Below are 24,021 nucleotides of genomic sequence, written 5' to 3'. Positions count from 1 at the left end.
TCCGGCGCGTGCCGCCCGGCGGCCCTGGGGCCCGGCAGTGGGCCCGGATGCACCTCCGGGCCCTTCGAAGGGCATTGCGCTGCCAGAATCCTGGGAGCGCGTGCACGGCGGGCGTCCGTCCGGTGAAGGGGCGGTGTCTCGGATGTGACGGCTGGGCGCGGTGGCCTCAGCGCCCTCAGCGCCATTAGTGCCATCAGCGCCCTCAGCGGGCCGATGCCTGCTTCACGCGGTCGACGAGCTCGCGCCACGGGCCCTGCAGCGCCGCCTCGGGCACGCGGGCGTCGCGCTCGCGGGTGGGGTCCGCATCCGGTGCCTCCACGGCCGACGGCGGATGCTCGTCATCGTCATCGGCGCGGGCGCCGGTCTCCTCGCCGGAGCCGCTGGCCGCAGTCGGCAGCAGAACCCGGATGCTGTACACGAAGCGATCGGCGCCGTCCGCGTCGGCCTCAGGGCCGGGTGCGTCCCACGGGCACGACTCCACGAGCGAGAGCCACGAGTCGACCTCGGGCTCCTCGGAGGCCGTGATGCTCCAGCTCGGGGTGATGCCGGCCACGCCGCCCGAGCGGGCGACGGTGATGCGGAGCGTGCGGTCGTCCATCCCGTCGCCTCGCTTCCTCGATCTGGCCCTCGCGGCTCGCCGAGCCGCTTTGTGAGGGCCGGCCGGCCGGTCAGCCCGTCGTGACCCCCACGGTACGCCACGCGGCGGCCACTGCGCCGACCTCGGGGGAGTCGTCTCCGAAGCGCGCGCGAGCGGATGCGGTGGTCGCGGCGGCGAAACCCGCGAAGTCGGCCGTGGGGCTGAGCCCGCCGGTGATGGCGTCGTACCAGACCTGACCGGCGCGCTCCCAGGCGAAACCGCCGATCGCGCGTGCGGCGAGCGCGAAGGCGCGGTTCGGGATGCCCGAGTTCAGGTGCACTCCGCCGTTGTCGTCGGTCGTGTCGACGTAGCCCGCCATGTCGGCCGGCTGCGGATCTCTGCCGAGCACGTCGTCGTCGTAGGCGGTGCCCGGCTCGAGCATCGAGCGCAGCGCCCGGCCCTGCACGGCGCTCGTGAACAAGCCCTCGCCGATCAGCCAGCTCGCGGCATCCGCCGTCTGCTTCGCGTGGAACTGCTCCACGAGTGCGCCCATCACGTCGGAGAACGACTCGTTCAGCGCGCCCGACTGGCCCTCGTAGGCGAGACCGGCGGTGAACTGGGTCACGCCGTGGGCGAGTTCGTGGCCGATCACCGAGAGCGAGGCCGTGAAGCGGCCGAAGACCTCCCCGTCCCCGTCGCCGAAGACCATGCGCCGGCCGTCCCAGAAGGCGTTGTCGTAGTGGGTGCCGTAGTGCACGGTGGCGAGGAGCGGCAGGGCGGCTCCGTCGACGGATGCGCGCCCGAATGCCTCGAGCAGCAGCGCGTGGGTGGCGCCCAGGCCCTCGTAGGCCTCGTCGACGGCGACGTCGCCGCTCGCCGCCGCGCCCTCGGCGCGCACCTCGCGGCCGGGGAGCTTCTCGGTGTTGCCGGCGTCGGAGATCGTGCGCTCGACTGTCCGGTCGACGGGAGCCACCGTGACCGCCTGTGTGCGCGCTCCCGCCGCCGTGGCTTCGCCCGCGCGAACCCGGTCCTCGCGCAGCGGGGGATCGGCGAGCAAGGAGCGCCGGGCGGCCTCGGCGGCGCGTTCCATGCCGAAGGCGTCGGCTCGGGCGATGCGAGCGAGCAGATACGGGGGGACAATGTGGCGGCGCATGCCTCGACCCTACGGCGGGCCGCCGACAGTGCACCGCCATGTCCGAATTCCGCTAGTGCAGGTCGCCGGCGCATGTGAGACTCGGGTCATGGACTTCGAGGAGCGCTACCGCATCATCCAGTCGCGCGACCGCCGTTTCGACGGGCAGTTCATCACCGCCGTGCGCTCCACCGGCATCTACTGCCGGCCGAGCTGCCCGGCGCGCACGCCGAAGGCGGCCAACGTGACGTTCTACGAGACCAGCGCGGCCGCGCACGAGGCGGGCTATCGCGCCTGCAAGCGCTGCCTGCCCGAGGCCGTCCCCGGCACCCCGGCGTGGAACCTGCGCGACGACGTCGCCGCGCGAGCCATGCGCCTCATCGCCGACGGCGTGGTCGAGCGCGAGGGGGTCGAGGGCCTCTCGGCGCGGCTCGGCTACTCGGCGCGGCACCTCAACCGGGTGCTCGGCACCGAACTCGGGGCCGGCCCGCTCGCGCTCTCGCGGGCACACCGGGCGCAGACCGCGAGAACCCTGCTGACCTCCACGACCCTCTCGATGAGCGACATCGCCTTCGCGGCCGGGTTCTCGAGCATCCGGCAGTTCAACGACACCGTGGCCGAGGTGTTCCAGCTCACGCCCACCGAGATCCGGGCCCGCCAGTCAGGGCAGCACGGCGCGGTGCCCGGAGCGCTCACGCTCGCACTCCCGTACCGCGAGCCGTTCGACGCCGCGGGGGTGTTCGCCTGGCTCGCCGCGCGGGCCATCCCCGGCATCGAGACCGTCGGCCCCGACAACTACACCCGCTCGCTGCTCCTGCCGGGCGGACCCGCCTGGTTCACGGTGCGCTACGCCTCCGATCCCGCGCGTCGCGACGGGAGCCGGCATGCGCAGGGCCGGCTCGTGCTCGAAGCCCACCTCACGGCGCTCGGCGATCTTCCGGTGCTCGTGGCCCGGGTCCGCCGCCTGTTCGACCTCGACGCCGACCCCGTGGCCGTCGACGAGGCGCTGCTCGCGGCGGCGCTGGCCCTGCCGGCCTCGTCCGCGCCGGCCTCCGCTCTGCCGGCTCCACCCGTGCCGGCCTCAGCCCTGCAGGCCTCGTCCGTGCCGGCCTCAGCTCTGCCGGCCTCGTCCGTGTCGGACTCCGCCCTGCCGGCCTCGTCCGTGCCGGCCTCAGCTCTGTCGGCTCCACTCGTGCCGGCTTCAGCCCTGTCGGCTCCACTTGTGTCGGCTTCAGCCCTGTCGGCTCCACCGGTGCCGGCCTCAGCTCTGCCGGCACCACCCGTGCTGGCCTCATCCGTGCCCGTCTCGCCCGCCGGAGAACCGCCAGTTCTCCGGCGCGTCGCTCCTGAGAACGGGAGAGCGGACGCCGAAGACCTGAGCGTCGCCGGTGCACACGCCGGGGGCGCGGCGCTCGCAGAACGGGTGCGTGCCGTGCCCGGCATCCGGATGCCCGGGGCCGTCGATGCGCACGAGATGCTGTTCCGCGCCATCCTGGGTCAGCAAATCACGGTGGCTGCGGCTCGAACGCTGTTGCACCGCCTCGCCGTGGCCGCCGGCAGTCCTCTGGAATCCGACGGCGGCCCCACGCTGCTGTTCCCCACGGCCGCGCAGATCGCCGAGCACGCGGAGGGGGTGCTCACCGGTCCGCGGGCGAAGATCGCCACGGTGGTGCGGGTGGCCGAGGCCCTCGCCTCCGGCGAGCTCACCCTCTCGCACGCCGACGACTCGGCGGAGCAGCGGCGCCGCCTCACCGCGTTCCCGGGCATCGGCGAGTGGACGGCCTCTTACGTCGCGATGCGCGTTCTCGGCAACACCGACATGCTCCCCACCGGCGACGTCGCCCTCCGCACCGGCACCCGCATCCTCGGCCTGCCGCACACCCCGCGCGCCCTCGCGGACTGGTCGGCATCCTTCGCTCCCTGGCGCACCTACCTCTCCCTCCACCTCTGGCGCGCCGCCTCCCCGCCGGCCCGCGCCGCATCCGACGCTTCCCACACCACCGCAGCACCCAGCAAGGAGAACTCATGACCCCCACCACCGCCACGGCGACCGCGACCGCGACCGTGCAGTTCGTCGACACCCCCGACGGGCCATTCGGCATCCTCGCCGACGACCAGGGCCGCGTGCTCGCCTCGGGCTGGACCTCCGACGTCGACACCCTCGTCGCCCGCCTCACCCCGAGCCTGCGTCCCGACCCCGCGTCCATCGAGCCCGGCGAACTCGCCGCAGCCGGCGCCGTGCGCGCCTACTACGCCGGCGACGTCACCGCCATCGACGAGGTCGAGGTCGTGCAGCGCGGGGGAGAGTTCCACCAACGCGCCTGGATCGCCCTCCGCGAGATCACCCCCGGCAGCCCCCTCAGCTACCAGGAGTTCGCTGCCGCCCTCGGTCGCCCCACCGCCGTGCGCGCCGCCGCCAGCGCCTGCGCCCGCAACGCCCCCGCCCTCTTCGTGCCCTGCCACCGCGTGCTCCGCACCGACGGCACGATGGGTGGCTTCGCCTGGGGCGTGCCGGTCAAGCGCTCCCTCCTCGCCCGCGAGTCCGCCGCATCCTGACGCCGCATCCTCGCTGATCGCCCGCCCCCGCCCCGGCCCCCACCCAAACCGCCCGCCCTCCCACCCAAAAGCAAGGAACAAATGCTCGACACGCCGGCCGATTCGCCGTGGTCCCGGCGTGGCGCCCAGAGACTCCTTGTTTTTGGGGCGGGAGGTGGCCGAGGTGCCGTGCCGTGCCGTGCCGGGCTCGTCGCCTCAGTCGGCCAGCAGCTCCCGCACCCGCGGGATCACCTGCGTGCCGTACAGCTCGACGCTCGTCATCAGCTCCGAGTGCCCGAGGGCCCCGTTGCCGTACTTGAGGTCGAAGCGGTCGACGCCGAGGATGCGCACGGTGGCCGCGATCTTCTGCGCCACGGTCTCGGGCGAGCCCACGTACAGCGAGCCGTGCGCGATCTCCTGCTCGAAGTGCGCGCGCCCCATCGGCGACCAGCCGCGCTCGCGCCCGATTCGGTTCATCTGCGCCGAGTAGTGCGGCCACAGCTGTTCGCGGGCCTCCTCGTCGGTCGCCGCGACGTGGCCGGGGGAGTGCACGCCCACCGGCTGCCGCGCGATCTCGAACTGATCGAGCGCCCGCCCGTAGAGGTCGACGTAGGGCGCGAACCGCGACGGCTCGCCGCCGATGATCGCGAGCATGAGCGAGAAGCCGTAGCGCGCGGCGCGCACCACCGATTCGGGGCTTCCACCCACGCCCACCCAGGTCTTCAGCAGCCCGCCCTCGACCGGCGGATACACGCTCTGCTCGGAGAGCGGCGCCCGGGTGTTGCCCGACCAGGTCACCGGATGCTGCTCCCGCACCGCCGCGAACAGGTTCAGCTTCTCCTCGAACAGCTCCTCGTAGTCGGCGAGTGCGTAGCCGAACAGGGGGAACGACTCGGTGAACGACCCGCGCCCGAGGATCACCTCGGCCCGACCACCCGACACCGCGTCGAGGGTCGAAAAGCGCTGGAACACCCGCACCGGGTCGTCGGAGCTCAGCACCGTGACCGCCGAGCCGAGATGGATGCGCGTGGTGCGCCCCGCGACCGCGGCCAGCGCGACTTCGGGTGCCGACACCGCGAAGTCGTCGCGGTGGTGCTCGCCGAAGCCGATGAAGTCCACGCCCACCTGGTCGGCGAGCACGGCCTGCTCCACGAGGTTCCGCAGCACCTGGGCGGCGGGCAGCGGGGTTCCGGATGCGTCCGCCGTGACGTCTCCGAAGGTGTCCAGCCCCAGTTCGAGCTCGCGTGTCATCGTCGTTCCCTCATCGTGTTGGTTCGCATGGGCAACCCATGTTCATGCACATGCATGAAACTCCCAACGAGGGGGCCGCGTCAAGTATTCCGGAGAGCAGGCCCGGGAAGGGCCGTCACCTCGTCGAGCTCCCGCGAACCCTCGGCGCGGTAGGCGCGGCGCTCGAGCACGCCGAACTCCCCGCAGCTGCTGGCCTCCTGACCGGAGCAAGTATCGAAATGCGGAGGACCGAGGCGATATACGCTTCGGTCCTCCGCATTTCGGTAGTAACTCATCACACCTCAGCAGCCGGCGCCGCCAGCGCGCGCCTACCCGGGATCTCCCCGTGAACACGCCGCACCCCCCTGGCGCCGGTCCGCGCCCGCCGTGAGGATGGACGCATGACCGGCACCTCGAACCTCCCGCCCGCCATCGCCGCCTTCTTCGACGCCACCAACGCCCGCGACACCGAACGTTTCCTCGCCGCCTTCGCCCCCGACGCCGTGCTCGACGACTGGGGCCGCTCCTTCACCGGCCGCGAGGGCATCGCGCGCTGGAACGACACCGACAACATCGGCAAGCAGAGTCACTTCGAGGTCACCGGCGTGCTCGAGACCAACGGCGTCCACGCCGTCTCGATCACCGTCACGGGCAACGGCTACAACGGCGGCGGCACCATCGCCTTCTCCCTCGACGGCGAGGGCCGCATCGCCCGCGTCGACATCACCGGCTGAGCGGATGCGCGCCCGCGGGCGCATGACCCGCTCGCGGCAATAGGCTGGCGGCAGGGCTGCCGGCGGAGTCGCGGCGGTCCACGAGAGCGGTGAGCGGCACGGGCGGCGGATGCGCATCCGCCGCCGGGGAAAAGGGGAGACATGAGCGGCACGATCATGGTGGGCTACGACGGATCGCCGGCGGGCAAGGTCGCCCTCGACTGGGCTCTGCGGCGGGCGGAGGCCACGGGGCACGACGTCGACGTGGTGTTCGTGGCCGACACCTCGTGGGATTCCGAGGCCTTCACGGCGGCGCCGTTGCTGCAGAAGCACGGCGAGGTCGTTCTCGCGAGCGCCGCCTTCAACGCCGACTCCAAGGCACCCGACGTGCGGGTCACCTCGCGAGTGGTGCACGGAAATCCCGTCGCGGTGCTCTGCGCCGAGGCCGAGTCCACGGGCGCGGCCCTGCTCGTGGTGGGCAGCTACCGCAAAGACCTCTACGAGCGCCTCACCACCAGCGCGGTGAGCCTGCGGGTGGCGGCGTCGGCGAAGGTGCCCGTGGCGGTCATCCCCGACCTGCCGGTGTCGGGGCGTTCGGGGGTCGTCGTGGGCATCGACGGCTCGGAGTCGGGCGACGCCGTCCTCGCCGAGGGCATCGCCGAAGCCGCGAGGCTCGAGGAGCCGCTGCACATCGTGAGCGCCTGGACCATGCCCCCGCTCTCGATGCCCGACTTCACCGACGGCTCCGAGCTCTATGACGCCCTCGAGGAGCGCGCCCGGCTCGGCGCGCAGGCCGCCGTCGAGCGGGCGGGCGCGCATCCGGAGCTCGTCATCGACACCCAGGTGGTGCTCGACGCGCCCGCCGCGGCCCTCATCACCGCCGCCAAGCAGGCGAGCCTGCTCGTGATCGGCAGCCACGGGCGCCGCGGCCTCAGCCGGTTCCTGCTCGGCTCGGTGAGCCACGACGTGCTCATCCACACCCCGTGCCCCGTGATCGTGCTGCGGGTGGCCGACACCGCCTGAGCCGCACGCCCTCGGCGAACGCGCGGCCCGCACGAAGGGCGCGCCGAGGACCGACCGGTATCGTGGTCGCGTGTCCGACAGCCCCGCCTCCGCCACGCCGTACGAGGTGCTGGGTGTGCCGCCCACGGTCAGCCACGAGGAGCTGCGCCGCGCCTACCGCCGGCTGCTGCGGGAGACGCATCCCGACACCGGGGGCAGCGCCTCCCGCTTCGTGGCCGTTCAGCACGCCTGGGAGCGCGTGGGCACGCCGGAGGACCGCGCCGCCTACGACCGCGGTCACGGCGCCCGGACCATGGCGCCGGAAGGGTCGGCGGCGCACGCGGCCGGCGCATCCGGTTCGTCGAGCACGGCGGGGGAGGGCTTCGGCTCGCCCTCGCGCGGAGGCTCCGGCCGGGCGGCGAGCTCCACGGTGCGTGCCCGCAGCTACGGGCACCCCGGCGGACAGGAGCGCGAGCGCTACCTGACGCTGCTGCGCGAGTGGGTGGGCCGGGGCGTCACCGTCAGCGACCCCTATGACCCGGCACTCGTGCGCTCGGCGCCGCGGGAGATCCGCGGCTGGCTCGCGAAGGCCATCGCCGAGGAGTCCACCGCCGGCCTCGTGGGCGCGCTCGGCATCGGCTACACCATCTGGAACAACGTGCTCACCGGCCGCACCCTCGGCGGCGTGCCCGAGACCATCGACCATGTCGTGCTCGGCCCAGCCGGGCTGTTCGCCATCCAGTCGGAGGACTGGGGCGGCGAGGTGCGCCTGCGCAAAGACGACCTCGTCGGCGACGGCCTGCCTCCTGGCGCCGAACCGCTGCACGAGCTCGCGAAGGGCGCCCGCGCGCTGGCCCGCTCGCTCGGCGTCACCTTCACAGGCCTGGTCGTGGTGGTTCCGGATGACGCCCTCGCCGAACCCGTCTCGGTGGTCGGCCGCGGGCGGCTGGCCGGCACCGTCGTGGTGCGCCGTTCCCTGCTGCCGCAGTTGCTGCGCACCGGGGTCGGCTCCGCCGATCGCACGAGCATCGATCGCGCCTTCGAGTTGCGACCCCGCCTGCAGCGCGGGATCCGCCTGGCCTGAGGGCTCTGAGGCCCTAGGGCACGCGCCGGTGGATGTGCATCCGAAAACGGAGTACACTCCGAAATGAGCACGATCCGTGGAGGTGGCCAGATGGAGACCCTGGGGCGCAGAGAACGCAGCAAGCTCGACAAAGAGCAGCGCATCTTCCAGGCGGCGGCGGAGCTGTTCGAGTCGCAGGGCTTCGAGGCCGTGACCACGCAGGCCGTCTCCGACCGGGCCGACGTGGGCACCGGCACCCTGTTCCGCTACGCGGCCACCAAGGGCGAGCTCCTGCTCATGGTCTACAACCACCGTTTCGCCGACGCCATCGCCGCCGGCCGGCGCGACGCCGCCCGGGCCGACGGGCTCGCCTCGGCGGTGCAGGCGGCCGTCGCGCCCCTGCTCGAGGCCGGCCGGAGCTTCTCGCACAACGCGATGGTCTACCAGCGCGAGCTGATGTTCGGCGACCCCACCGACCGCTTCCGCGCCGAGGGACTCGCCCTCGTGGCCGAGCTCGAGGGCGCTCTGACGAGCCTGTTGCTGACCGCGGGCGCCTCGGCGGAGTCTGCGACACATGCGCCCGGCGACGCAGTGGCCGCCCGCCGCGCCGCGCGGTCGATCTTCGCGGTCGTGCACCTCGCCCTCGTGCAGCCCGCCATCAACGCCTTCCCCGACACCGACCCGGTCGCCGAGGCTCGAGCCCAGATGGCGCAGATCGTGCGCGGCTACGGCCCGACACCATGAGCACTCCCTGAACAGATCCAGAACAGAAAGAAGCACTCGATGAGCAGTTCGAACTTCCACAAGGTGACGGTGCTCGGCACCGGCGTGCTGGGCTCCCAGATCGCCTACCAGACCGCCTACAGCGGCTTCGCGGTGACGGCCTACGACATCAACGCCGCCGCGCTCGCCACCGCGAAGGAGCGTTTCGCGGGCCTCGCGAAGACCTACCTCGCCGAGGTGCCCGGCGCCACCGAGGAGTCGGTGCAGGCGGCACTGGGCCGCCTGAGCTACTCCAGCGACCTGGCGGAGGCGGCCGCCGACGCCGACCTCGTCATCGAGGCGATCCCCGAGGTGCTCGCCCTCAAGCAGGAGACCTACGAGAAGCTCGGCGCCGTGGCCCCAGCGAAGACGGTCTTCGCCACCAACTCCTCCACGCTCCTGCCGAGCGACATCAAGGGCTTCACCGGCCGCCCCGACCGCTTCCTCGCCCTGCACTTCGCCAACAAGGTGTGGCAGTTCAACACCGCCGAGGTGATGGGCACCACCGACACCGACCCGGCCGTGTTCGGCGCCGTGGTGGCGTTCGCCGGAGAGATCGGCATGGTGCCCATCCCGATCCACAAGGAGAAGGCCGGCTACGTGCTGAACTCCCTGCTCGTGCCCTTCCTCAACGCGGCCGTCGAGCTCGCGGCCGGCGGCTATGCCGAACCGCACGACGTCGACAAGGTCTGGCGCATCGCCACCGGGGCGCCCCTGGGCCCGTTCCAGATCTACGACATCATCGGACTCACGACGCCGTACAACATCCTCGCCCACGGCACTCCCGCCAACCAGAAGCTGGCCGAGTGGCTGAAGGCCAACTACATCGACAAGGGCAAGCTCGGTGTGGCGGCCGGCGAGGGCTTCTATAGGTACTAGCGTGTGCTGGCTGCCGGAGGGTTCGGGCTGCGAGCGACCCCTCCGGGCGGCGCTGGACCTTCCCGGGGCTGGGGCTCAGGGGAGGAGGAGGATCTTGCCGATGTGGGCGGAGGACTCCATCAGGCGGTGGGCGGCTGGGGCCTGATCGAGGGGGAAGGTGGCGCCGACGACCGGGCGCACCGCTCCGTCGGCGAGCAGCGGCCAGACGTTCTCGCCCACGCTCGCCATCAGGGCCGCCTTCTCGGCCGGCGGCCGGGCGCGAAGGCTCGTCGAGCGCAGCGTGCCGCGCTTCATCATCAGCGCCCCGAGGTCGATCGAGGCGGTACGCCCGCCCATGCTCGCGATGTTGGCGATGCGCCCCTCCACCGCGAGCGCCCGGACGTTGCGCTCGAGGTAGTCGCCGCCCACCACGTCGAGGATGACGTCGGCGCCGCCGGTCGCCGCCCTCACTCGCTCCACGAAGTCCTCCGTCGTGTAGTCGATCAGGATCTCCGCACCCAGCTCGCGGCAGGCCTCGAGCTTCGCCGCCGAGCTCGCCGTCACGGCGACCCGTGCGCCGAACGCCCGCCCCAGTTGCACCGCCATCGTGCCGATGCCGCTCGATCCGCCGTGCACGAGCAGCGTCTCACCCGCCGCGAGCCCCGCCAGCAGGAACACGTTCGACCACACGGTCGCCACCACCTCCGGCAGCGCGGCCGCCTCCACGAGCCCGATCCCGTCGGGCAGGGCGAGAACCTGCCCGGCCGGCACCGCCACGCGCTCGGCGTATCCGCCCCCGCCGAGCAGCGCGCACACCCGGTCGCCCAGGGCGAAAGGGGTTCCGGATGCCGCGACGCCCTCGCCGAGCTCCACGACCGTTCCCGACACCTCGAGCCCCGGCCACGCCGGAACACCGGGCGGCGGCGGGTAGAAGCCCTGCCGCTGCGAGACGTCGGCCCGGTTCACCCCGGCCGCCGCGACCTCGATCACGACCTCTCCGGCGCCGGCCCGCGCATCCTCGACGTCCGCCAGTTCGAGCACGGAGGCGTCGCCCGGCTCCCTGATCACCACAGCTCTCATTCCGCCCACGCTACGCCCAGTGCGGCGAACCGCCGCGCCACCGCGCAACACCCTGCGGCCGCAGCACTTGCGTACCGACCGTGAGCGGTAGTCAAATAGCGTCACGACTATCGAAGGAGATAGATCATGGCCCGCTCGTCCTACCCAGACGTCGCCATCCCGGCGAAGAGCGTCTACGACCTCCTGTTCGCCGACCTCGACGACGCCGACCTCGACCGCGTCGCTCTCGTCGACGGAAGCTCGGGCGACGAGACCAGCTACCGCCAGCTCATCGCACAGATCGATGCCCTGGCCGGTTCGCTCGCCGCGCGCGGGCTCGCGGTGGGCGACACCGTGGGCATCCTCTGCCCGAACGTTCCGGCGTTCGCCACCGTGTTCCACGGCATCCTCCGCGCCGGGGGCACCGCCACCACCATCAACTCCCTCTACACGGTCGACGAGATCGCGAACCAGCTGCGCAGCGCGGACGCGCACTGGCTGTTCACGGTGTCGCCCCTGCTCCCGCAGGCCGAGGCCGCCGCGGCGGCGGTGGGCATCGCACCCGATCACCTCGTCGTGATCGACGGCGCCGACGGGCATCCCTCGCTGCGCGATCTGCTCTTCGACCGCGCCGCCCCGCCCGAGGTCGCGTTCGACCCCGCCGCGCACCTGGCCGTCCTGCCGTACTCCTCCGGCACCACGGGCCGGCCGAAGGGCGTGATGCTCACGCACCGCAACCTCGTGGCCAACGTGCTGCAGTGCCAGGACGTCATCCCGCTCGACCGCGACGACCGCGTGCTCGCCGTGCTCCCGTTCTTCCACATCTACGGCATGTCGGTGCTGCTGGACTTCGCCCTGCTGAAGCGGGCAGCCCTCGTGACGATGCCGAAGTTCGAGCTCGCCGAGTTCCTCCGGGTCGTGAGCGAGCAGCGCTGCACCTGGGTGTTCATCGCGCCGCCGATCGCAGTGGCGCTCGCGAAGCATCCGCTGGTGGCCGACTACGACCTCTCGAGCGTGAAGGTGATCTTCTCCGGCGCGGCCCCGCTCGACCGCGAGCTCGCCGCGGCGGTCGCCGAGCGCATCGGCTGCACGGTCTGCCAGGGCTACGGCATGACCGAGACGAGCCCGGTCACCCACGTCATCCCGGTCGGCGAGACCGGCATCGACCGCTCGGCCATCGGCCGCGCCGTGCCCAACACGGAGTGCCGCGTGATCGACACCAAGACGGGCCGCGACGTGCGGGTGCCCCGTCGGGGCGTCAGCGAGCCGGGGGAGCTGCTCGTGCGCGGCCCGCAGGTGATGAGCGGCTACCTGCACGACCAGGAATCCACCCGTGCCACGATCGACCAGGATGGCTGGCTGCACACCGGCGACATCGCCACCGTCGACTCGGCGGGCGTCTACGCCATCGTCGACCGGCTCAAGGAGCTCATCAAGTACAAGGGCTACCAGGTGGCGCCGGCGGTGCTCGAAGCGGTGCTGCTCGCGCATCCGGATGTCGTCGACGCCGCCGTGATCGGCGTCGACGACGAAGACGGCCAGGAGGTTCCGAAGGCCTTCGTGGTGCGGCGCGAGGGTTCGGCGCTCGACGAGGGCGAGGTGATCGAGTTCGTGCGCGTGCGGGTGGCGCCGCACGAGAAGGTGCGCCTCGTGGAGTTCATCGAGTCGGTGCCGAAGTCGAGCTCGGGCAAGATCCTGCGCAAAGACCTGCGGTCGAAGGTGGGGCGGCACGCGATCGTGCGCTGACGGCCGGATGCGCGGCTCCCGGATGCGCGGCTCCCGGATGTGCGGCTCCCGGATGGGCGCGGAGCCGGTGCGCGCACGGCCGCTCCGCGACGCGGCCGGCCCGCCGCATCCGCCGTTCAGAGCGGCGTGGTAGACCGGGATCATGACCGACGACCTCTCGCCCCAGCACCGCGCCCTGCTCGACACCGTGCCGCTCCCGGAGGGCGCCGACATCCGCTCCGAGCGGATTCCCTACGCCGAGAGCGGCGCCGCGCTCGACGGTGTGCTCCTGTGGGACGCGACCGCCGCCGAGCGCCGCCCCGCCGTGCTCGTGCTGCACGACTGGACCGGCGAGAACGAGTACACCCGAACCCGCGCGGCCATGCTCGCGCGCCTGGGCTACGTGGCCTTCGCGGCCGACCTCTACGGCGCCGGCATCCGGCCGCAGGGCGATGACGCCGCGGCGCTGGCGGGCGAGTTCTACGGCGACCTGCCGAAGTTGCGGGCCCGCGTGCAGGCGGGCTACGACGTGCTCGCGGCCGACGAGCGCGTCGACCCCGACCGCATCGCCGTGATCGGCTACTGCTTCGGCGGTTCGGCGTCGATCGAGTTCGCCCGCACGGGTGCCGAGCTCGCCGGCGCCGCCTCCTTCCACGGCGGGCTCGTCACCCACGAGCCGGCCGACGTCGCCGCGATCGCCGCGCCGCTGCTCCTGCTCACGGGAGCCGCCGATCCCGTGGTTCCCGACGAGGCGGTGGTGGCGTTCGAGAACGAGTTGCGCACGGCGCCCGGGCTCGACTGGCAGATCGTCAGCTACAGCGGCGCCCCGCACGCGTTCACCCTGCCGATGGCCCCGAGCTACCGCGAGAAGGCCGACAAGCGCAGCTGGGCGGCGCTCGAGGGCTTCCTCACGGAGGTCTTCGCCTGACCCTGGACCTACGCCGCCGGGCGTGACATTGTGGACGGTGTTCACATACGAGAAGGAGGCCTCATGGTCACGAGCAGCTACGCGTTCAGCGGTTTCGGCGTCGACGACATCGACGCCGCCCGGGCCTTCTACGGCGAGACCCTCGGTTTCGCCGTGTCGCAGAACGAGATGGGCATCCTGAACATCACCCTGCCGGGCGGCGCGATGGTCATCGCCTACCCGCGTCCCGACCACGTGCCGGCGGCGTACACGATCCTCAACATCACCGTCGACAGCATCGACACCGCGGTCGACGAACTGGCCGCGGCGGGCGTGAGCATGGAGCGCTACGAGGGCATGCCGCACGACGAGAAGGGCATCATGCGCGGCAAGGCGCACGACCGTGGCCCCGACATCGCGTGGTTCCTCGACCCGGCGGGAAACGTGCTCTCGGTCATCGAAGACTGAGCAGCCCGCCGGCCGCGAGCGCGCCTCAGGCCAGCGCGGCCTCGATCGCCGCGACGACCTCCGGGGCGTCGGGCTCGGTGCGCGGGCGGAAGCGCGTGATCGACCCGTCGGGAGCGAGCAGGAACTTCTCGAAGTTCCACTGCACGTCGCCGGCCTCGCCCTGGGCATCCGGCACCGCCGTCAGCTCGACGTAGAGCGGATGCCGCCCCTCGCCGTTCACCTCGGCCTTCTCCAGCAGCGGGAAGGTCACGCCGTAGGTGGCGGAGCAGAACTCCACGATCTCGGAGGCCGTGCCCGGCTCCTGGCCGTTGAACTGGTTGCAGGGCACGCCGAGCACGGTGAAGCCGCGCTCGGCGTAGCTCCTCTGCAGCTCCTCGAGCTTCGCGTACTGCGGCGTGAGGCCGCAGCGCGAGGCCACGTTCACGAGCAGCACCGTGTTCTGCGGCTCGTCGCCGAGGTAGTCGGCGAGCGAGGTGGCACGGCCGTCGATGGTGGTGAGCGGGATGTCGCGAAGGGTCATGTCTTTACGATAAGCCCGTCGCCCGGACCCGGATGCGCGCCCTCCGACGGGCAGGCGGTCGGGCGGCCTGGCGGCCTGCCGGCCGGGCGGCTCAGCCGAGCGAGGCGCGCAGGCTGATCGACACAGGGTCGATCACGTCGTCGAACTCGTGGTGGCGCTGCAGGTAGCCCACCATGAACGGGCACACCGGCACCGCGCGCAGCCCCGCGTCGCGCACCTGCCCGAGCGTGCCGGCCATGAGGGCGCTGCCGTAGCCGTGGCCCTCCTCGGCGGGGTCGATCTCGGTGTGCAGGAACACGCGCTGCGCGCCGCGGTCGGTGTACTCGGTGAAGCCGAGCTCGCGGCCGCCCGCGCTGATCACGTACCGGTTCTTCTCCGGCACGTTCACGACGGTGGGGGACTCGGATGCCATGTCGTCGGTCATGACTCCAGCGAAGCAGAACGGCGCGCAGAATGCGAGCGCCCGGGCCGTGGCTCGGCCGTGCCGCGCATCCGGATGCCCGCCTCAGCCCGGCCAGACGCCCGAACTGCCCCGGCGGTGGCTGTCGAGGAGGTGGGTGTCGACGATGCCGACGGCCTCCATCAGTGCGTACATCGTGGTGGGTCCCACGAAGCGGAAGCCGTGCCCGCGCAGAGCCGCCGCCAGCGCCACGGATTCGGGGGAGGAGGTGGGGATGTCGGCGAAGCTCACCGGCCGCGGGGTGACCTCGGGCCGGAACGACCAGATCAACCCCGGCAGGCCGCCCTCGACCTCCTCGCGCAGGCGCACGGTGGCGCGGGCGTTGCCGATGGTCGCCACGATCTTGGCGCGGTTGCGGATGATGCCCGCGTCTCCCAGCAGCCGTTCGATCTCGGTGTCGCCGTAGCCGGCCACCGCATCCGGGTCGAAGTCGTCGAAGGCGAGCCGGAAGGCCGGGCGCTTGCGCAGGATGGTGGCCCACGACAGCCCGGACTGGAAGGCCTCGAGGCTCACGCGTTCGAACAGTCCCTGTTCGTCGCGCACCGGCATGCCCCACTCGGTGTCGTAGTAGGCCGTCAGGAGCGGGTCGACGGATGCCCAGAGCGGGCGGGCGAGCCCGTCGGCTCCGCGCACCACGGCGGGGGGCTCACTCTGCGCGTCGCTCACACCCTCTAGTATTGGGGAAGTCACAGATTCGGGAGGATCACTGCAATGAACGTGCTCGCTGCTATCGGAGCCATCCTGCTGTTCCTCGTCGGAATCTTCCTCTTCGGGCTGCTCGAGAACGCGTGGGTGTTCTTCGCGGGCATCCTCTGCGTCTCGGCGTCGCTGTTCATCGTGTTCACGGTGCTGCCGACGCAGCGCCGGCACTGACGCCCGTTCCGGAGGCATCCGCCCCGGCGGCACCGGGTCAGGCGAGCTCTTCGAGCGCCTTCTCGATGCGGCGCTGACGCGTCGCGTCGGTCTTCGCGCTCTCGACCGAGGTGGCGAGCCGCTTCTTGTTGGTGAACGAGAGCGCCTGGAATCGCGCAGCGGCGTCCGGATGCGCCGCGAGGGCCGCCGCCAGCTCGGCCGGCAGCTCGACCTCCCGCGGAGCGTCGTCGAGCACGACCTCGACCTCCACCTCGTCACCCGCCGCCACGCCCGCTGCGGTGCGGTTCTCGGCGCTCAGGGCGATGAGGAACCGGCCTGTGTAGAACACGATCGACGAGCGGTAGCTGTGCCCGTTGAGCGTCACCACCACGGGGATGCGCTTGCCGGCATCCAGCGCCTCCACCACGCTCTCGGGCACCGGAATCCCGGTGTTGTTCTTGCCGCTGCCGAGGATCGTCGTGGTGAACTTCATGCGGCCATCCTGCCACCTGGGGCGGTCAGGCCGCGATGCCCCGCGCGTCGAGGGCGTCCTGCACGATGGTGAGGCCATCCAGGCCCGGCATCTTCGCGATGTGGGCGTCGATCTTCGCGGCCTCGCGGCGGCCTTCGGCGCCGCCCATCAGGTGCCCCATCACGTGCTTGACCTCGGCGTCGGTCATGACGCCCGAGCCCACGGGGCCCCAGAAATTCTTCAGCGCGAAGCGGGCGAGCACCTGGGCGCGCTTGGACTTCGCGAGGCGCTCCCGGGCCTGCGTGGCGTAGAACGCCACGTGACGGGCCTCCTGCTTCGCGATGCGGCGCAGCAGCTCGGCGAGCACCGGGTGCTTCTCCATGTCGGCGAGGCGGTTGTAGGCGGCCACGGCCGACCACTCGTTGGCCGCACCCCAGATCATGTGCACGGCGATGAAGCCCGAGCCCACGATGTTCCCGAGCAGCGACTGCTTCACCGGGTCGAGGCGGTCCTTCCAGCCGAGCTTGAGGCGGGTGGCCTTGAGCTCGTCGAAGTCCACGATCACGTCGTGCTCGGCGAGCACGGCGGCGAGGGCTTCGCCGTGCCAGAACTCCTCGCGGTTCCACATGGTCATGAACGCGGTCACGTCTTCGTCTTTGTGCGAGGGCGTCACGAGCATGTCGCGCAGGTAGCAGACCGTGTGGTACTCGATGTCGCACATGTAGCGCAGCGAACGCAGGGTTCCCTCGGGCAGGGGGTTCTCGCGGAAGTCGCTGAAATCGAGGTCCTGCCAGGCGACCTTCTTCGAGGTCTCGGTGTACTTGTCGATGTCGAAAGCCATTGGGGGTGTCGATCGGCGCTCAGGCGCCTGACCGGTCTCCTTCCTCGGGTGCGGAATTCTTCGGCGCGTTCGTGCGGGACGCGTCGGGGAGCATCCTCAGCGTAGCCGTCGACGACTGACGGTCGGATGTGCGTCTGGTCCAGTCCTCGACCATCCACTTGGTGCGCTGCGCGTGCCGGTAGAGCTCCGTGTCGGGATTCACCACGGTGGCGTTGCCGAGCAGCTGCAGCCAGGCCACGTCGGCCAGGCTGTCGCCGTAGCCGTAGGACTGCGTGAGGTTCATGCCGTGCTTGTGCGCGTATTCGCGCAGCCACGCGGCGCGCGCCTCGTCGACGAGCGGGGGAGTCGCGAGGTAGCCCGTCATCACGCCGTTCGCGGCGTGCATCTCGCCGGCCACGACCTCGTCGAAGAACGGGGCGAAGGGCTCGGCGGCCGAGCTCGTCGCGCCGGTCACGAGAACCGTGCGGTGACCGGCGGCGCGGTGCTGCGCGACCCGGTCGAGCGCATCCGGAATCGCCCGCGACAGCATGGCGGCACCGAAACGGCCCTGCACGAGCTGCTGCAGCTCCTCCACGCGGATGCCCTTGTAGCGGCGCACGAGGGTGCGGATGAACTCGCCGCGGTCGCGGTGGTCGGCGCGCAGGTACTTCGGCACCGAGAGCATGAGGCCGGCGAACTCCTGCGGCCACTGCGCCTTCGGGATCATCGCGAGCCGCACCCAGAGGTACTGCTCCACGAGGTTCGACTCCACCACGGTGCCCTCGAAGTCGAACACGGCGAGCACGTCGCTGCGCACCGGCAGGGCGCGCTTCGCACGGGCGCGGCTCGCGGGCCGGTTCGCGTAGGCCTTGGTGAGCCCCGTGATCGAGGGGAAGTGGATGTTCTGGAAGTAGTCGTGCCAGTCGATCTCGACCACGTCGAACGAGCGGTCGGCCTTCTGGTCGGCGGGGATGCGCTCGTTCAGCGCCCGCGTGTTGCGGTCGTCGAAGATGAGCTCGGTCTGCACGTAGGCGCGGTAGAGCTCGGCGAAGTAGCGCAGCTGGTCGAGGCCGCGCTGGCGCTGCTGCAGCGACTCGGTCCACTTGCGGGTCTGCTTGGTGGAGGGGAGGCGCGCCACGGTGTTGTCGGCCGAGGCGGTGAGCCGCTCCTGCATGCGGAGGGTGCGCTCGACCGAGCGGCCGCCGGGGAAGCGCCACGACGGCACCTCGATCGGGCCGTCGACGTGCGGCATGGGGTTCTTGGTGAAGAACTCCTTGACGTTCTCGTACATCGAGTGGAACGGCAGCGGGTTCCGCGCCCCCGAGACGATCTGGTAGTAGTCGGGCTTGCTCACCGGGGCCGGCGTGAGCGCGGCCGCGATGATGGCGTTCACCACGAAGTCGACCGGGATCACGTCGAGGATGGAGTCGGGAACGCCCGGGAACTCGGGCAGCTGCCCGCGCCCGTAGGCCATGATCAGCGGGTCGGCGACCTTGAAGCCGTCGAGCCAGCCGGGGAACGGATGCCGCAGAGCGCTCTCGATGATCGAGGGCCGCACGATGCTGAGTCGGTGCCCGGCGGTGCCCCAGAGCTCTTCGGCGGCGCGCTCCGCGAAGGCCTTGGTGAGGGTGTAGACGTCGGTCCAGCCGAGCGACTCGGCGCGGATGCGACCGTAGTCGACGAGGCGCTTGGTGACCCACTCCACGCGGGCGGCCTCCGCATCCTGGGCCACGGCCTGCGGGCCGACCTTGCCGAGCTTGGCGCGCGAGGCGGCAAGGAGCTTGCGCAGCACCTCGGGCTGGCGCGAGGCCATCTCCACGCGGCGGCGGGCCGACTTCGCGGCGTAGTTCTCGGCGCGCCAGTCGATGGCGTGCTCGAGCGAGGCCTCGGGCACGACGCCCTTGCGCATACCGCCCACGTAGGCGGTGGAGACGTGCACGACGTGCGGGTCGCCGCCCGAGGCGAGCAGGGCGCCGTAGATGCCGGTGGCGCCGTCGACGTTGGTCTGGAACGCCTCGTCGATCGGCGGGTCGAAGGACACCGTGGAGGCTCCGTGGATGACCACGTCGAGGTCTCCGGGCAGCTCGCCCGGGTTGGCGAGGTCGCCCTGCACCACGTTCAGGCGCTCGCGCACGGCGCGGGCCACCTCCTCGTCGCCGACGCGCTCGCGCCAGGCGCGGAACACGGGCTTCTTCAGCAGGGTGGTGAGGCGCGATTCGCCGCTCGACGACGACTTCGGGCGGATCAGCAGTGAGATGCGGGTGTCGGGATGCGACGACAGCAGCCGTTCGAGCACGGCCTGGCCCACGAATCCGGTGGCTCCCGTGAGCAGCACATGCGCAGAACCCAGGTCGTGGGGCTGCTCGGGTGCGGCGCCCGTGTCTCGGGGCTGGTCGGTCGGGGTGCGGTCGGTCATCCGTTCGCTCCGCCTTTCCTGTCGTGTCGGAGGGTGTGGCCGAGGGTGGAGGCAGTTCGCCCCAGCCAGTGGGCCACGGTGTTCGCGGGGCGGCGGGCGGTCGCGGCCGTCCGGGCCTGACGCACGAGGTGCAGCTTCTCGAGCCCGGGCAGAGTCTGCACCCGGCTGTCGATTCCGTCGATGTTCGCGTCGTCGAAGAGTGTTTCGTAGAAGTCGGCCGTATCGGATTTCCTCAGGCTCGCGGCACCGATCGGCCACGAGATGCGGGCGAGGCTGCGGCGGGCGAGCGAGCGTGCCCGCGCCGACTCGCGCAGCCGCCGCACGGCCTCCGGCTCGACGAAGGCGCGGTGGCGCGTCTTCACCTCGAGCACGCGCTCGATCAGGGCCACGAGTTCCGGATGCGGGTCGACGGTGGCGAGGCGGGTGTAGGCGGCCTCGGTGATCCACTCGTCGACGGTCACCGAGGCGAGGTGCACGCCGATCACGTCGGGGCCGATGGCGTTGGCGCGGAAGGACTCCACGATGGGGGTGGCGCGCTCGGCGAGCTCGAGGGCGAGTGCCCGCAGTCGCGGCAGCTGCTCGGCCGCTGCCGGGTCGACGCCGTGGGCGCGCACGATCACGTCGAAGGCATCCGCGATCCAGAACTTCTCGAAGGCCCAGGTGGTGAGGAACGCGGTGACGCGCGCGTCTTTGTGGGTGGGCGTGACGAGCACGTTGCGGAGGTACGTCATGGTCTGGCGCTCGAGCTCGCGGAGGTAGGCGAGCATCCGCACCGTGGCGGGGTCGAGCGGATGCGCGGCGAAGGCCTCGAGGTCGATCTCGGAGCGGTGGCTCCCCACGGCCGTGCGCGCGAACTCCCGCACGTCGAAGCGCTTCGGTGCTTCGTTCTCGATCGACATGGTCTGCTCTCCGGACAACGGAATCCCTCCGCGTTGGCGGTGTACCAGTGGTGTGGGCTCAGCGCGAGCGTCTATCGCTACGCACTCCGTAGCGTATCCTAAGAAAATGGCGACGGCTCTGGTGACCGGTGGCACATCCGGGATCGGTGCCGCATTCGCCCGGGCGCTCTCGCTCCGGGGCTACGACCTCGTGCTCGTCGCCCGAGACGAATCCCGGCTCCGCAGCATGGCCGAAGAACTCGGCCGTGACGGTGCGACGCGGGTCGAGATCCTGCCCGCCGACCTGAATGTGCGTGCCGACGTCGATCGCGTGGCGGCCCGGCTGGAGTCGACCGAGCAGCCGATCGACTTCCTGGTCAACAACGCGGGCTTCGGCATCCATGGTTCTCTGCTCGAGCGCGACGTCGAGATCCACGAGCGGGCCCTGAACGTGATGTGCCTCGCCGTGCTCGTGCTCGGGGGCGCCGCCGGGCGCGCCATGAAGGCGCGCCACAAGGGCACCATCCTCAACGTCTCGAGCGTGGCGGGCACGATCGCCACGGGCAACTACTCGGCCGTGAAGGCCTGGACCACCGCCTACACCGAGGGCCTCGCCGTCGAGCTGCGCGACACCAACGTGCAGGTCAGCGCCGTGCTGCCCGGCTGGGTGCGCACCGAGTTCCACGATCGCGCCGGCATCCGCACGAAATCGATCCCCGAGTTCCTCTGGCTCGACGCCGACGAGCTCGTGGAGGAGTGCTTGCGCGACGTCGCGCGTGGCGCCGTGCTCTCGGTGCCGTCGAAGCGGTTCAAGGTGCTGCTGTTCCTCACCCGGCACGCGCCGCGGCGCGGCATCCGCTGGGTCTCCGGCAAGATCTCGTCGAGCCGCAACAAACCGATCGAACCCGCTGCTCCGAACGACACTGATCCGGATGACACTGCTCCGAACGACACCGAGCCGAACGACACCGACCCGAACGACACAGTGGAGAAGGTGAGACCATGACCGCGCATCCGCACCTCATCAGGGCTCCGAAAGACCGCTTCACCTCCCCGGTGATGGCGGGCATGCGCTTCGTGGCGCAGCGCATGATCCTGAAGCCCGTCGTCTGGTCGATCACGCACGTCAGCGTGCGCGGGCACGACGCCGTGAAGGGCGTGCAGGGCGCGTTCATCGCCGTGGCGAACCATTCCAGCCACCTGGATGCGCCGCTCATCATGTGCGCGCTGCCCCGCCGCCTCGGCCGCTACCTCGCCGCCGGAGCCGCAGCGGACTACTTCTTCGACATCTGGTGGCGGCGCATCCTCACCTCGCTCTTCTTCAACGCCTTCCCGATCGACCGCACCGGAACCGCGCAGAAGCAGGGCGTCTCGAAGAAGCTGCTCGCTCGCGGCGTTCCGCTGCTGGTGTTCCCCGAGGGCACCCGCTCGAAGACCGGTGAGATGGCGGAGTTCAAGGCGGGGGCCGCCGCGCTGTCGATGGCGTGCGACGTGCCGTGCGTTCCGGTGGCCATCGTCGGCGCCTCGCTCGCCATGCCCCGCGGCCGCAACTGGCCCATCCCGGGCCGCCCGCCCGTCGCCGTGGTGTTCGGCGAGCCGATGCACGGCCGCCCCGGTGAGACCGCCGACCAGTTCTCCGCCCGCATCGCCCGCGAGGTGCGCCGCCTGCACACCCAGGCCGCCGGCACCGCCGACATCCCCGCGCTGCCAGCGCGAGCGACGAACACGAACACGAGGAACTCCACGAAGGGAGCCGCATGACCGACGTCAAGCACATGAAGTGGTGGGGCTGGGGCATCGAAGGGGTCGGTTTCCACTTCGAGGACAAGCCGGCCTTCGCCCCCTTCGTGCAGAAGGCCGTCGCGCTCGACGTGCGCACCCCGCCGGTGCCGCCGCTCGCCTTCGACGAGCTCACCATCGCCCCCTCCCGCATCAGCCCGACGTTCGAAGCGGAACTCGCGGCCATCGTGGGCGAGGAGAACGCCACGACGGATGCGATGGAGCGCGTCGTGCACACCTACGGCAAGTCGATCCGCGACCTGCTGCGCATCCGCCGCAACGAGATCGCCCGCGTGCCCGACATCGTCGTCTACCCCGGCGACGAGTGGGACGTGCAGCAGATCGTCGACGCCGCGGTCGCGGCCGGAGCCGTCATCATCCCCTTCGGCGGCGGCAGCAACATCGCCGGCTCGCTCGAGCCCCTGCCCGACGAGCAGCGCACCATCGTCTCGCTCGACCTCGGCCGGCTCGATCGCGTGCTCGAGATCGACGAGGGATCGGGCCTCGCGCGCATCCAGGCCGGCGCCCAGGGCCCCTCGATCGAGGAGCAGCTGAACGCCAAGGGCTGGACCATGGGGCATTTCCCCGACAGCTTCACCCACTCGACGGTCGGCGGCTGGGTGGCCACGCGTTCCTCGGGCATGCAGAGCGACAAGTACGGCGACATCGCCGACATCTGCCGCGGGCTCCGGATGGTGCGCCCCGGCGCGATCGTCGAGCTGAGGCCGCTGCCCTCCACCTCGACCGGCCCGTCGGTGCGCGAGATGATCCTCGGCTCGGAAGGGCGCCTGGGCGTCATCACCGAGGTCACCGTGCAGGTGCACCGCCAGCCCGCCGTGCGCGAGGTGCAGGCCTACTTCTTCCCGAACTGGAAGGCCGGGCTCGCCGCGATGCACGAGATCTCGGAGTCCGACGCGGCGCCGTCGATCACCCGCGTCTCGGATGCGCGCGAGAGCGGATTCTCGCTGGCCACGGCGAAGGAGTCCAAGGGCGTCTCGGGCACGGCCCAGAAGGTGCTCTTCTCGGTGCTGAAGCGCCGCGGCTGGAACCTCGACGAGATGTGCCTCTCGTTCATCGGCTACGAGGGCTCGGAGTCGCACGTCTCCTACGAGAAGAAGCTCGTCGGCGCCATCGTGAAGAAGCACGGCGGCATCGGCGTGGGCAAAGGGCCCGGCGCCCTCTACGACCAGAAGAAGTTCGACACGCCCTACCTTCGCGACTTCCTGCTCGACCGCGGTGCCGCGGCCGACGTGTCGGAGACCGCTGCGCCGTGGTCTCGCCTGCAGGAGGTCTACGACTCCACCGTCGCCGCCGCGAACAAGGCCTACGAGGCCCTCGGCGTGCACGGCTGGATCATGTGCCACCTCTCGCACTCCTACCACTCGGGCGCCTGCCTCTACTTCACCTTCGCCTTCGTGCACGGCGACGACCCGATCGCGCAGTACGAGGTCGTGAAGTTCTCGATCCAGCAGGCGTTCCAGGACGCCGGCGGAACGCTCTCGCACCACCACGGTGTCGGCGTCGAGCACTCGCCGTGGATGGAGCAGGACATCTCGCCGGCCGGCGTCGCCCTCATGCAGGGCCTCTTCGACTCGGCCGACCCGGGCCAGCAGTTCAACCCCGGCAAGGTCCTGGGCGTGCAGGTGACCGCCGAGGACGTGGCCGAGCTCGTGGCGAAGGCCCCGCGCGCCGCCGAGGTGCCCGCCTCCTAGCCCCCCTCCTCCCTCCTCCCTCCTCTCGAGTCGCCAAAAACCGCCCCAAAACTCTCGTTTTGGGGCGGTTTTTGGCGAGTC

The 24,021-nt window shown here is 71.3% G+C and carries 25 protein-coding genes; 14 read left to right on the top strand and 11 right to left on the bottom strand.

All coding sequences use genetic code 11. The features are described 5' to 3' along the window. Positions 1–202: 202 nt before the first annotated feature. Both VD659_RS17575 and VD659_RS17570 read right to left on the bottom strand, forming a co-directional pair. On the bottom strand, positions 203–598 hold the full coding sequence (locus VD659_RS17575) for a protealysin inhibitor emfourin (RefSeq protein WP_423262328.1): 396 nt from the start codon (positions 596–598) through the stop codon (positions 203–205). Positions 599–668: 70 nt separating this feature from the next. Beyond that, a complete protein-coding gene (locus tag VD659_RS17570) occupies positions 669–1,730 on the bottom strand; it encodes a M4 family metallopeptidase (protein WP_423262327.1) in 1,062 nt (353 codons plus the stop codon). A gap of 88 nt (positions 1,731–1,818) precedes the next feature. Between VD659_RS17570 and VD659_RS17565 the strand changes: the two genes are divergently transcribed. Continuing rightward, entirely contained in the window at positions 1,819–3,738 is a 1,920-nt protein-coding gene (locus VD659_RS17565; protein WP_423262326.1) for an Ada metal-binding domain-containing protein, read from the top strand. After that, entirely contained in the window at positions 3,735–4,265 is a 531-nt protein-coding gene (locus tag VD659_RS17560; protein ID WP_423262325.1) for a methylated-DNA--[protein]-cysteine S-methyltransferase, read from the top strand. The genes VD659_RS17565 and VD659_RS17560 overlap by 4 nt, the downstream gene beginning before the upstream one ends. Positions 4,266–4,460: 195 nt before the next feature. Here VD659_RS17560 and VD659_RS17555 read toward each other — a convergent pair whose 3' ends face one another. Then, positions 4,461–5,495, bottom strand: coding sequence for an LLM class flavin-dependent oxidoreductase (locus VD659_RS17555; protein WP_423262324.1), 1,035 nt, complete (start codon positions 5,493–5,495; stop codon positions 4,461–4,463). A 380-nt stretch (positions 5,496–5,875) separates the two neighbouring features. Here VD659_RS17555 and VD659_RS17550 point away from each other — a divergent pair, with 380 nt between their 5' ends. From VD659_RS17550 to VD659_RS17530, 5 genes are all read left to right on the top strand, one after another. Continuing rightward, positions 5,876–6,208: a nuclear transport factor 2 family protein gene (locus VD659_RS17550; RefSeq protein WP_423262323.1), complete on the top strand. Its 333-nt coding sequence runs from the start codon at positions 5,876–5,878 to the stop codon at positions 6,206–6,208. A 141-nt stretch (positions 6,209–6,349) separates the two neighbouring features. Next, complete coding sequence (locus VD659_RS17545; protein ID WP_423262322.1) at positions 6,350–7,210, top strand: universal stress protein; 861 nt, start codon at positions 6,350–6,352, stop codon at positions 7,208–7,210. Positions 7,211–7,280: 70 nt separating this feature from the next. Further along, on the top strand, positions 7,281–8,273 hold the full coding sequence (locus tag VD659_RS17540; RefSeq protein WP_423262321.1) for a DnaJ domain-containing protein: 993 nt from the start codon (positions 7,281–7,283) through the stop codon (positions 8,271–8,273). A 63-nt stretch (positions 8,274–8,336) separates the two neighbouring features. Then, a complete protein-coding gene (locus VD659_RS17535; protein WP_423262320.1) occupies positions 8,337–8,996 on the top strand; it encodes a TetR/AcrR family transcriptional regulator in 660 nt (219 codons plus the stop codon). 39 nt (positions 8,997–9,035) lie between these two features. After that, positions 9,036–9,893 (top strand): 3-hydroxyacyl-CoA dehydrogenase, encoded by an 858-nt coding sequence (locus VD659_RS17530; protein ID WP_423262319.1) that lies wholly within the window; start codon positions 9,036–9,038, stop codon positions 9,891–9,893. Between the two features lie 75 nt (positions 9,894–9,968). Here VD659_RS17530 and VD659_RS17525 read toward each other — a convergent pair whose 3' ends face one another. Further along, the gene (locus VD659_RS17525; RefSeq protein WP_423262318.1) at positions 9,969–10,952 is read right to left on the bottom strand and encodes an NAD(P)H-quinone oxidoreductase; all 984 of its coding nucleotides are present in this window, start codon (positions 10,950–10,952) and stop codon (positions 9,969–9,971) included. Positions 10,953–11,078: 126 nt separating this feature from the next. On the opposite strand from VD659_RS17525, the gene VD659_RS17520 reads away from it, so the two are divergent. The 3 genes from VD659_RS17520 (at position 11,079) to VD659_RS17510 (ending at position 14,031) form a co-directional block, all read left to right on the top strand. Then, entirely contained in the window at positions 11,079–12,677 is a 1,599-nt protein-coding gene (locus VD659_RS17520) for an AMP-binding protein (RefSeq protein ID WP_423262317.1), read from the top strand. A gap of 142 nt (positions 12,678–12,819) precedes the next feature. Next, positions 12,820–13,584, top strand: a complete 765-nt coding sequence (locus tag VD659_RS17515; protein ID WP_423262316.1) for a dienelactone hydrolase family protein — start codon at positions 12,820–12,822, stop codon at positions 13,582–13,584. Between the two features lie 63 nt (positions 13,585–13,647). After that, positions 13,648–14,031, top strand: a complete 384-nt coding sequence (locus VD659_RS17510) for a VOC family protein (protein ID WP_423262315.1) — start codon at positions 13,648–13,650, stop codon at positions 14,029–14,031. Positions 14,032–14,056: 25 nt separating this feature from the next. Here VD659_RS17510 and VD659_RS17505 read toward each other — a convergent pair whose 3' ends face one another. The 3 genes from VD659_RS17505 to VD659_RS17495 form a co-directional block, all read right to left on the bottom strand. Then, positions 14,057–14,551, bottom strand: a complete 495-nt coding sequence (locus VD659_RS17505) for a glutathione peroxidase (protein WP_423262314.1) — start codon at positions 14,549–14,551, stop codon at positions 14,057–14,059. 91 nt (positions 14,552–14,642) lie between these two features. Then, a complete protein-coding gene (locus VD659_RS17500) occupies positions 14,643–14,975 on the bottom strand; it encodes a GNAT family N-acetyltransferase (protein WP_423262313.1) in 333 nt (110 codons plus the stop codon). Positions 14,976–15,056: 81 nt separating this feature from the next. Then, positions 15,057–15,677, bottom strand: coding sequence for a DNA-3-methyladenine glycosylase I (locus tag VD659_RS17495; protein ID WP_423262312.1), 621 nt, complete (start codon positions 15,675–15,677; stop codon positions 15,057–15,059). A gap of 45 nt (positions 15,678–15,722) precedes the next feature. Between VD659_RS17495 and VD659_RS17490 the strand changes: the two genes are divergently transcribed. Beyond that, positions 15,723–15,884 (top strand): hypothetical protein, encoded by a 162-nt coding sequence (locus tag VD659_RS17490; RefSeq protein WP_423262311.1) that lies wholly within the window; start codon positions 15,723–15,725, stop codon positions 15,882–15,884. A gap of 37 nt (positions 15,885–15,921) precedes the next feature. Here the strand turns inward: VD659_RS17490 and VD659_RS17485 are convergent, their stop codons facing one another. Genes VD659_RS17485 through VD659_RS17470 form a run of 4 tightly spaced genes read right to left on the bottom strand, consistent with a single transcriptional unit; the run spans position 15,922 to position 20,470 of the window. After that, entirely contained in the window at positions 15,922–16,356 is a 435-nt protein-coding gene (locus VD659_RS17485) for a YdeI/OmpD-associated family protein (protein ID WP_423262310.1), read from the bottom strand. A gap of 25 nt (positions 16,357–16,381) precedes the next feature. After that, complete coding sequence (locus VD659_RS17480; protein ID WP_423262309.1) at positions 16,382–17,176, bottom strand: ferritin-like domain-containing protein; 795 nt, start codon at positions 17,174–17,176, stop codon at positions 16,382–16,384. A gap of 19 nt (positions 17,177–17,195) precedes the next feature. Next, positions 17,196–19,571, bottom strand: a complete 2,376-nt coding sequence (locus tag VD659_RS17475; protein ID WP_423262308.1) for an HAD-IB family hydrolase — start codon at positions 19,569–19,571, stop codon at positions 17,196–17,198. Beyond that, entirely contained in the window at positions 19,568–20,470 is a 903-nt protein-coding gene (locus VD659_RS17470; protein WP_423262307.1) for a hypothetical protein, read from the bottom strand. Before VD659_RS17470 ends, VD659_RS17475 begins: the two co-directional genes overlap by 4 nt. 106 nt (positions 20,471–20,576) lie before the next feature. Here VD659_RS17470 and VD659_RS17465 point away from each other — a divergent pair, with 106 nt between their 5' ends. From VD659_RS17465 to VD659_RS17455, 3 genes are read left to right on the top strand one after another with little or no spacing between them, the layout of a single operon-like run. Next, positions 20,577–21,455: an SDR family NAD(P)-dependent oxidoreductase gene (locus tag VD659_RS17465; RefSeq protein WP_423262306.1), complete on the top strand. Its 879-nt coding sequence runs from the start codon at positions 20,577–20,579 to the stop codon at positions 21,453–21,455. Beyond that, entirely contained in the window at positions 21,452–22,210 is a 759-nt protein-coding gene (locus VD659_RS17460) for a lysophospholipid acyltransferase family protein (RefSeq protein ID WP_423262305.1), read from the top strand. Before VD659_RS17465 ends, VD659_RS17460 begins: the two co-directional genes overlap by 4 nt. After that, positions 22,207–23,940, top strand: coding sequence for an FAD-binding oxidoreductase (locus VD659_RS17455; protein WP_423262304.1), 1,734 nt, complete (start codon positions 22,207–22,209; stop codon positions 23,938–23,940). Before VD659_RS17460 ends, VD659_RS17455 begins: the two co-directional genes overlap by 4 nt. Positions 23,941–24,021 lie beyond the last annotated feature (81 nt).

This window comes from Herbiconiux sp. 11R-BC (genome assembly GCF_049472555.1).
In the GTDB taxonomy this organism is placed as follows: Bacteria; Actinomycetota; Actinomycetes; order Actinomycetales; family Microbacteriaceae; genus Herbiconiux.
This window is presented reverse-complemented; position numbering and strand designations above follow the sequence as displayed.

What these genes read in the sequence shown, in the direction of transcription:
- VD659_RS17565 (WP_423262326.1), top strand. Translation starts at nt 1,819, where the DNA reads ATGGACTTCGAGGAGCGCTACCGCATCATCCAGTCGCGCGACCGCCGT.
- VD659_RS17555 (WP_423262324.1), bottom strand. Translation starts at nt 5,495, where the DNA reads ATGACACGCGAGCTCGAACTGGGGCTGGACACCTTCGGAGACGTCACG.
- VD659_RS17525 (WP_423262318.1), bottom strand. Translation starts at nt 10,952, where the DNA reads ATGAGAGCTGTGGTGATCAGGGAGCCGGGCGACGCCTCCGTGCTCGAA.
- VD659_RS17560 (WP_423262325.1), top strand. Translation starts at nt 3,735, where the DNA reads ATGACCCCCACCACCGCCACGGCGACCGCGACCGCGACCGTGCAGTTC.
- VD659_RS17570 (WP_423262327.1), bottom strand. Translation starts at nt 1,730, where the DNA reads ATGCGCCGCCACATTGTCCCCCCGTATCTGCTCGCTCGCATCGCCCGA.
- VD659_RS17520 (WP_423262317.1), top strand. Translation starts at nt 11,079, where the DNA reads ATGGCCCGCTCGTCCTACCCAGACGTCGCCATCCCGGCGAAGAGCGTC.
- VD659_RS17455 (WP_423262304.1), top strand. Translation starts at nt 22,207, where the DNA reads ATGACCGACGTCAAGCACATGAAGTGGTGGGGCTGGGGCATCGAAGGG.
- VD659_RS17550 (WP_423262323.1), top strand. Translation starts at nt 5,876, where the DNA reads ATGACCGGCACCTCGAACCTCCCGCCCGCCATCGCCGCCTTCTTCGAC.
- VD659_RS17480 (WP_423262309.1), bottom strand. Translation starts at nt 17,176, where the DNA reads ATGGCTTTCGACATCGACAAGTACACCGAGACCTCGAAGAAGGTCGCC.
- VD659_RS17545 (WP_423262322.1), top strand. Translation starts at nt 6,350, where the DNA reads ATGAGCGGCACGATCATGGTGGGCTACGACGGATCGCCGGCGGGCAAG.
- VD659_RS17510 (WP_423262315.1), top strand. Translation starts at nt 13,648, where the DNA reads ATGGTCACGAGCAGCTACGCGTTCAGCGGTTTCGGCGTCGACGACATC.
- VD659_RS17485 (WP_423262310.1), bottom strand. Translation starts at nt 16,356, where the DNA reads ATGAAGTTCACCACGACGATCCTCGGCAGCGGCAAGAACAACACCGGG.
- VD659_RS17465 (WP_423262306.1), top strand. Translation starts at nt 20,577, where the DNA reads ATGGCGACGGCTCTGGTGACCGGTGGCACATCCGGGATCGGTGCCGCA.
- VD659_RS17530 (WP_423262319.1), top strand. Translation starts at nt 9,036, where the DNA reads ATGAGCAGTTCGAACTTCCACAAGGTGACGGTGCTCGGCACCGGCGTG.
- VD659_RS17490 (WP_423262311.1), top strand. Translation starts at nt 15,723, where the DNA reads ATGAACGTGCTCGCTGCTATCGGAGCCATCCTGCTGTTCCTCGTCGGA.
- VD659_RS17505 (WP_423262314.1), bottom strand. Translation starts at nt 14,551, where the DNA reads ATGACCCTTCGCGACATCCCGCTCACCACCATCGACGGCCGTGCCACC.
- VD659_RS17475 (WP_423262308.1), bottom strand. Translation starts at nt 19,571, where the DNA reads ATGACCGACCGCACCCCGACCGACCAGCCCCGAGACACGGGCGCCGCA.
- VD659_RS17500 (WP_423262313.1), bottom strand. Translation starts at nt 14,975, where the DNA reads ATGACCGACGACATGGCATCCGAGTCCCCCACCGTCGTGAACGTGCCG.
- VD659_RS17515 (WP_423262316.1), top strand. Translation starts at nt 12,820, where the DNA reads ATGACCGACGACCTCTCGCCCCAGCACCGCGCCCTGCTCGACACCGTG.
- VD659_RS17460 (WP_423262305.1), top strand. Translation starts at nt 21,452, where the DNA reads ATGACCGCGCATCCGCACCTCATCAGGGCTCCGAAAGACCGCTTCACC.
- VD659_RS17470 (WP_423262307.1), bottom strand. Translation starts at nt 20,470, where the DNA reads ATGTCGATCGAGAACGAAGCACCGAAGCGCTTCGACGTGCGGGAGTTC.
- VD659_RS17535 (WP_423262320.1), top strand. Translation starts at nt 8,337, where the DNA reads ATGAGCACGATCCGTGGAGGTGGCCAGATGGAGACCCTGGGGCGCAGA.
- VD659_RS17575 (WP_423262328.1), bottom strand. Translation starts at nt 598, where the DNA reads ATGGACGACCGCACGCTCCGCATCACCGTCGCCCGCTCGGGCGGCGTG.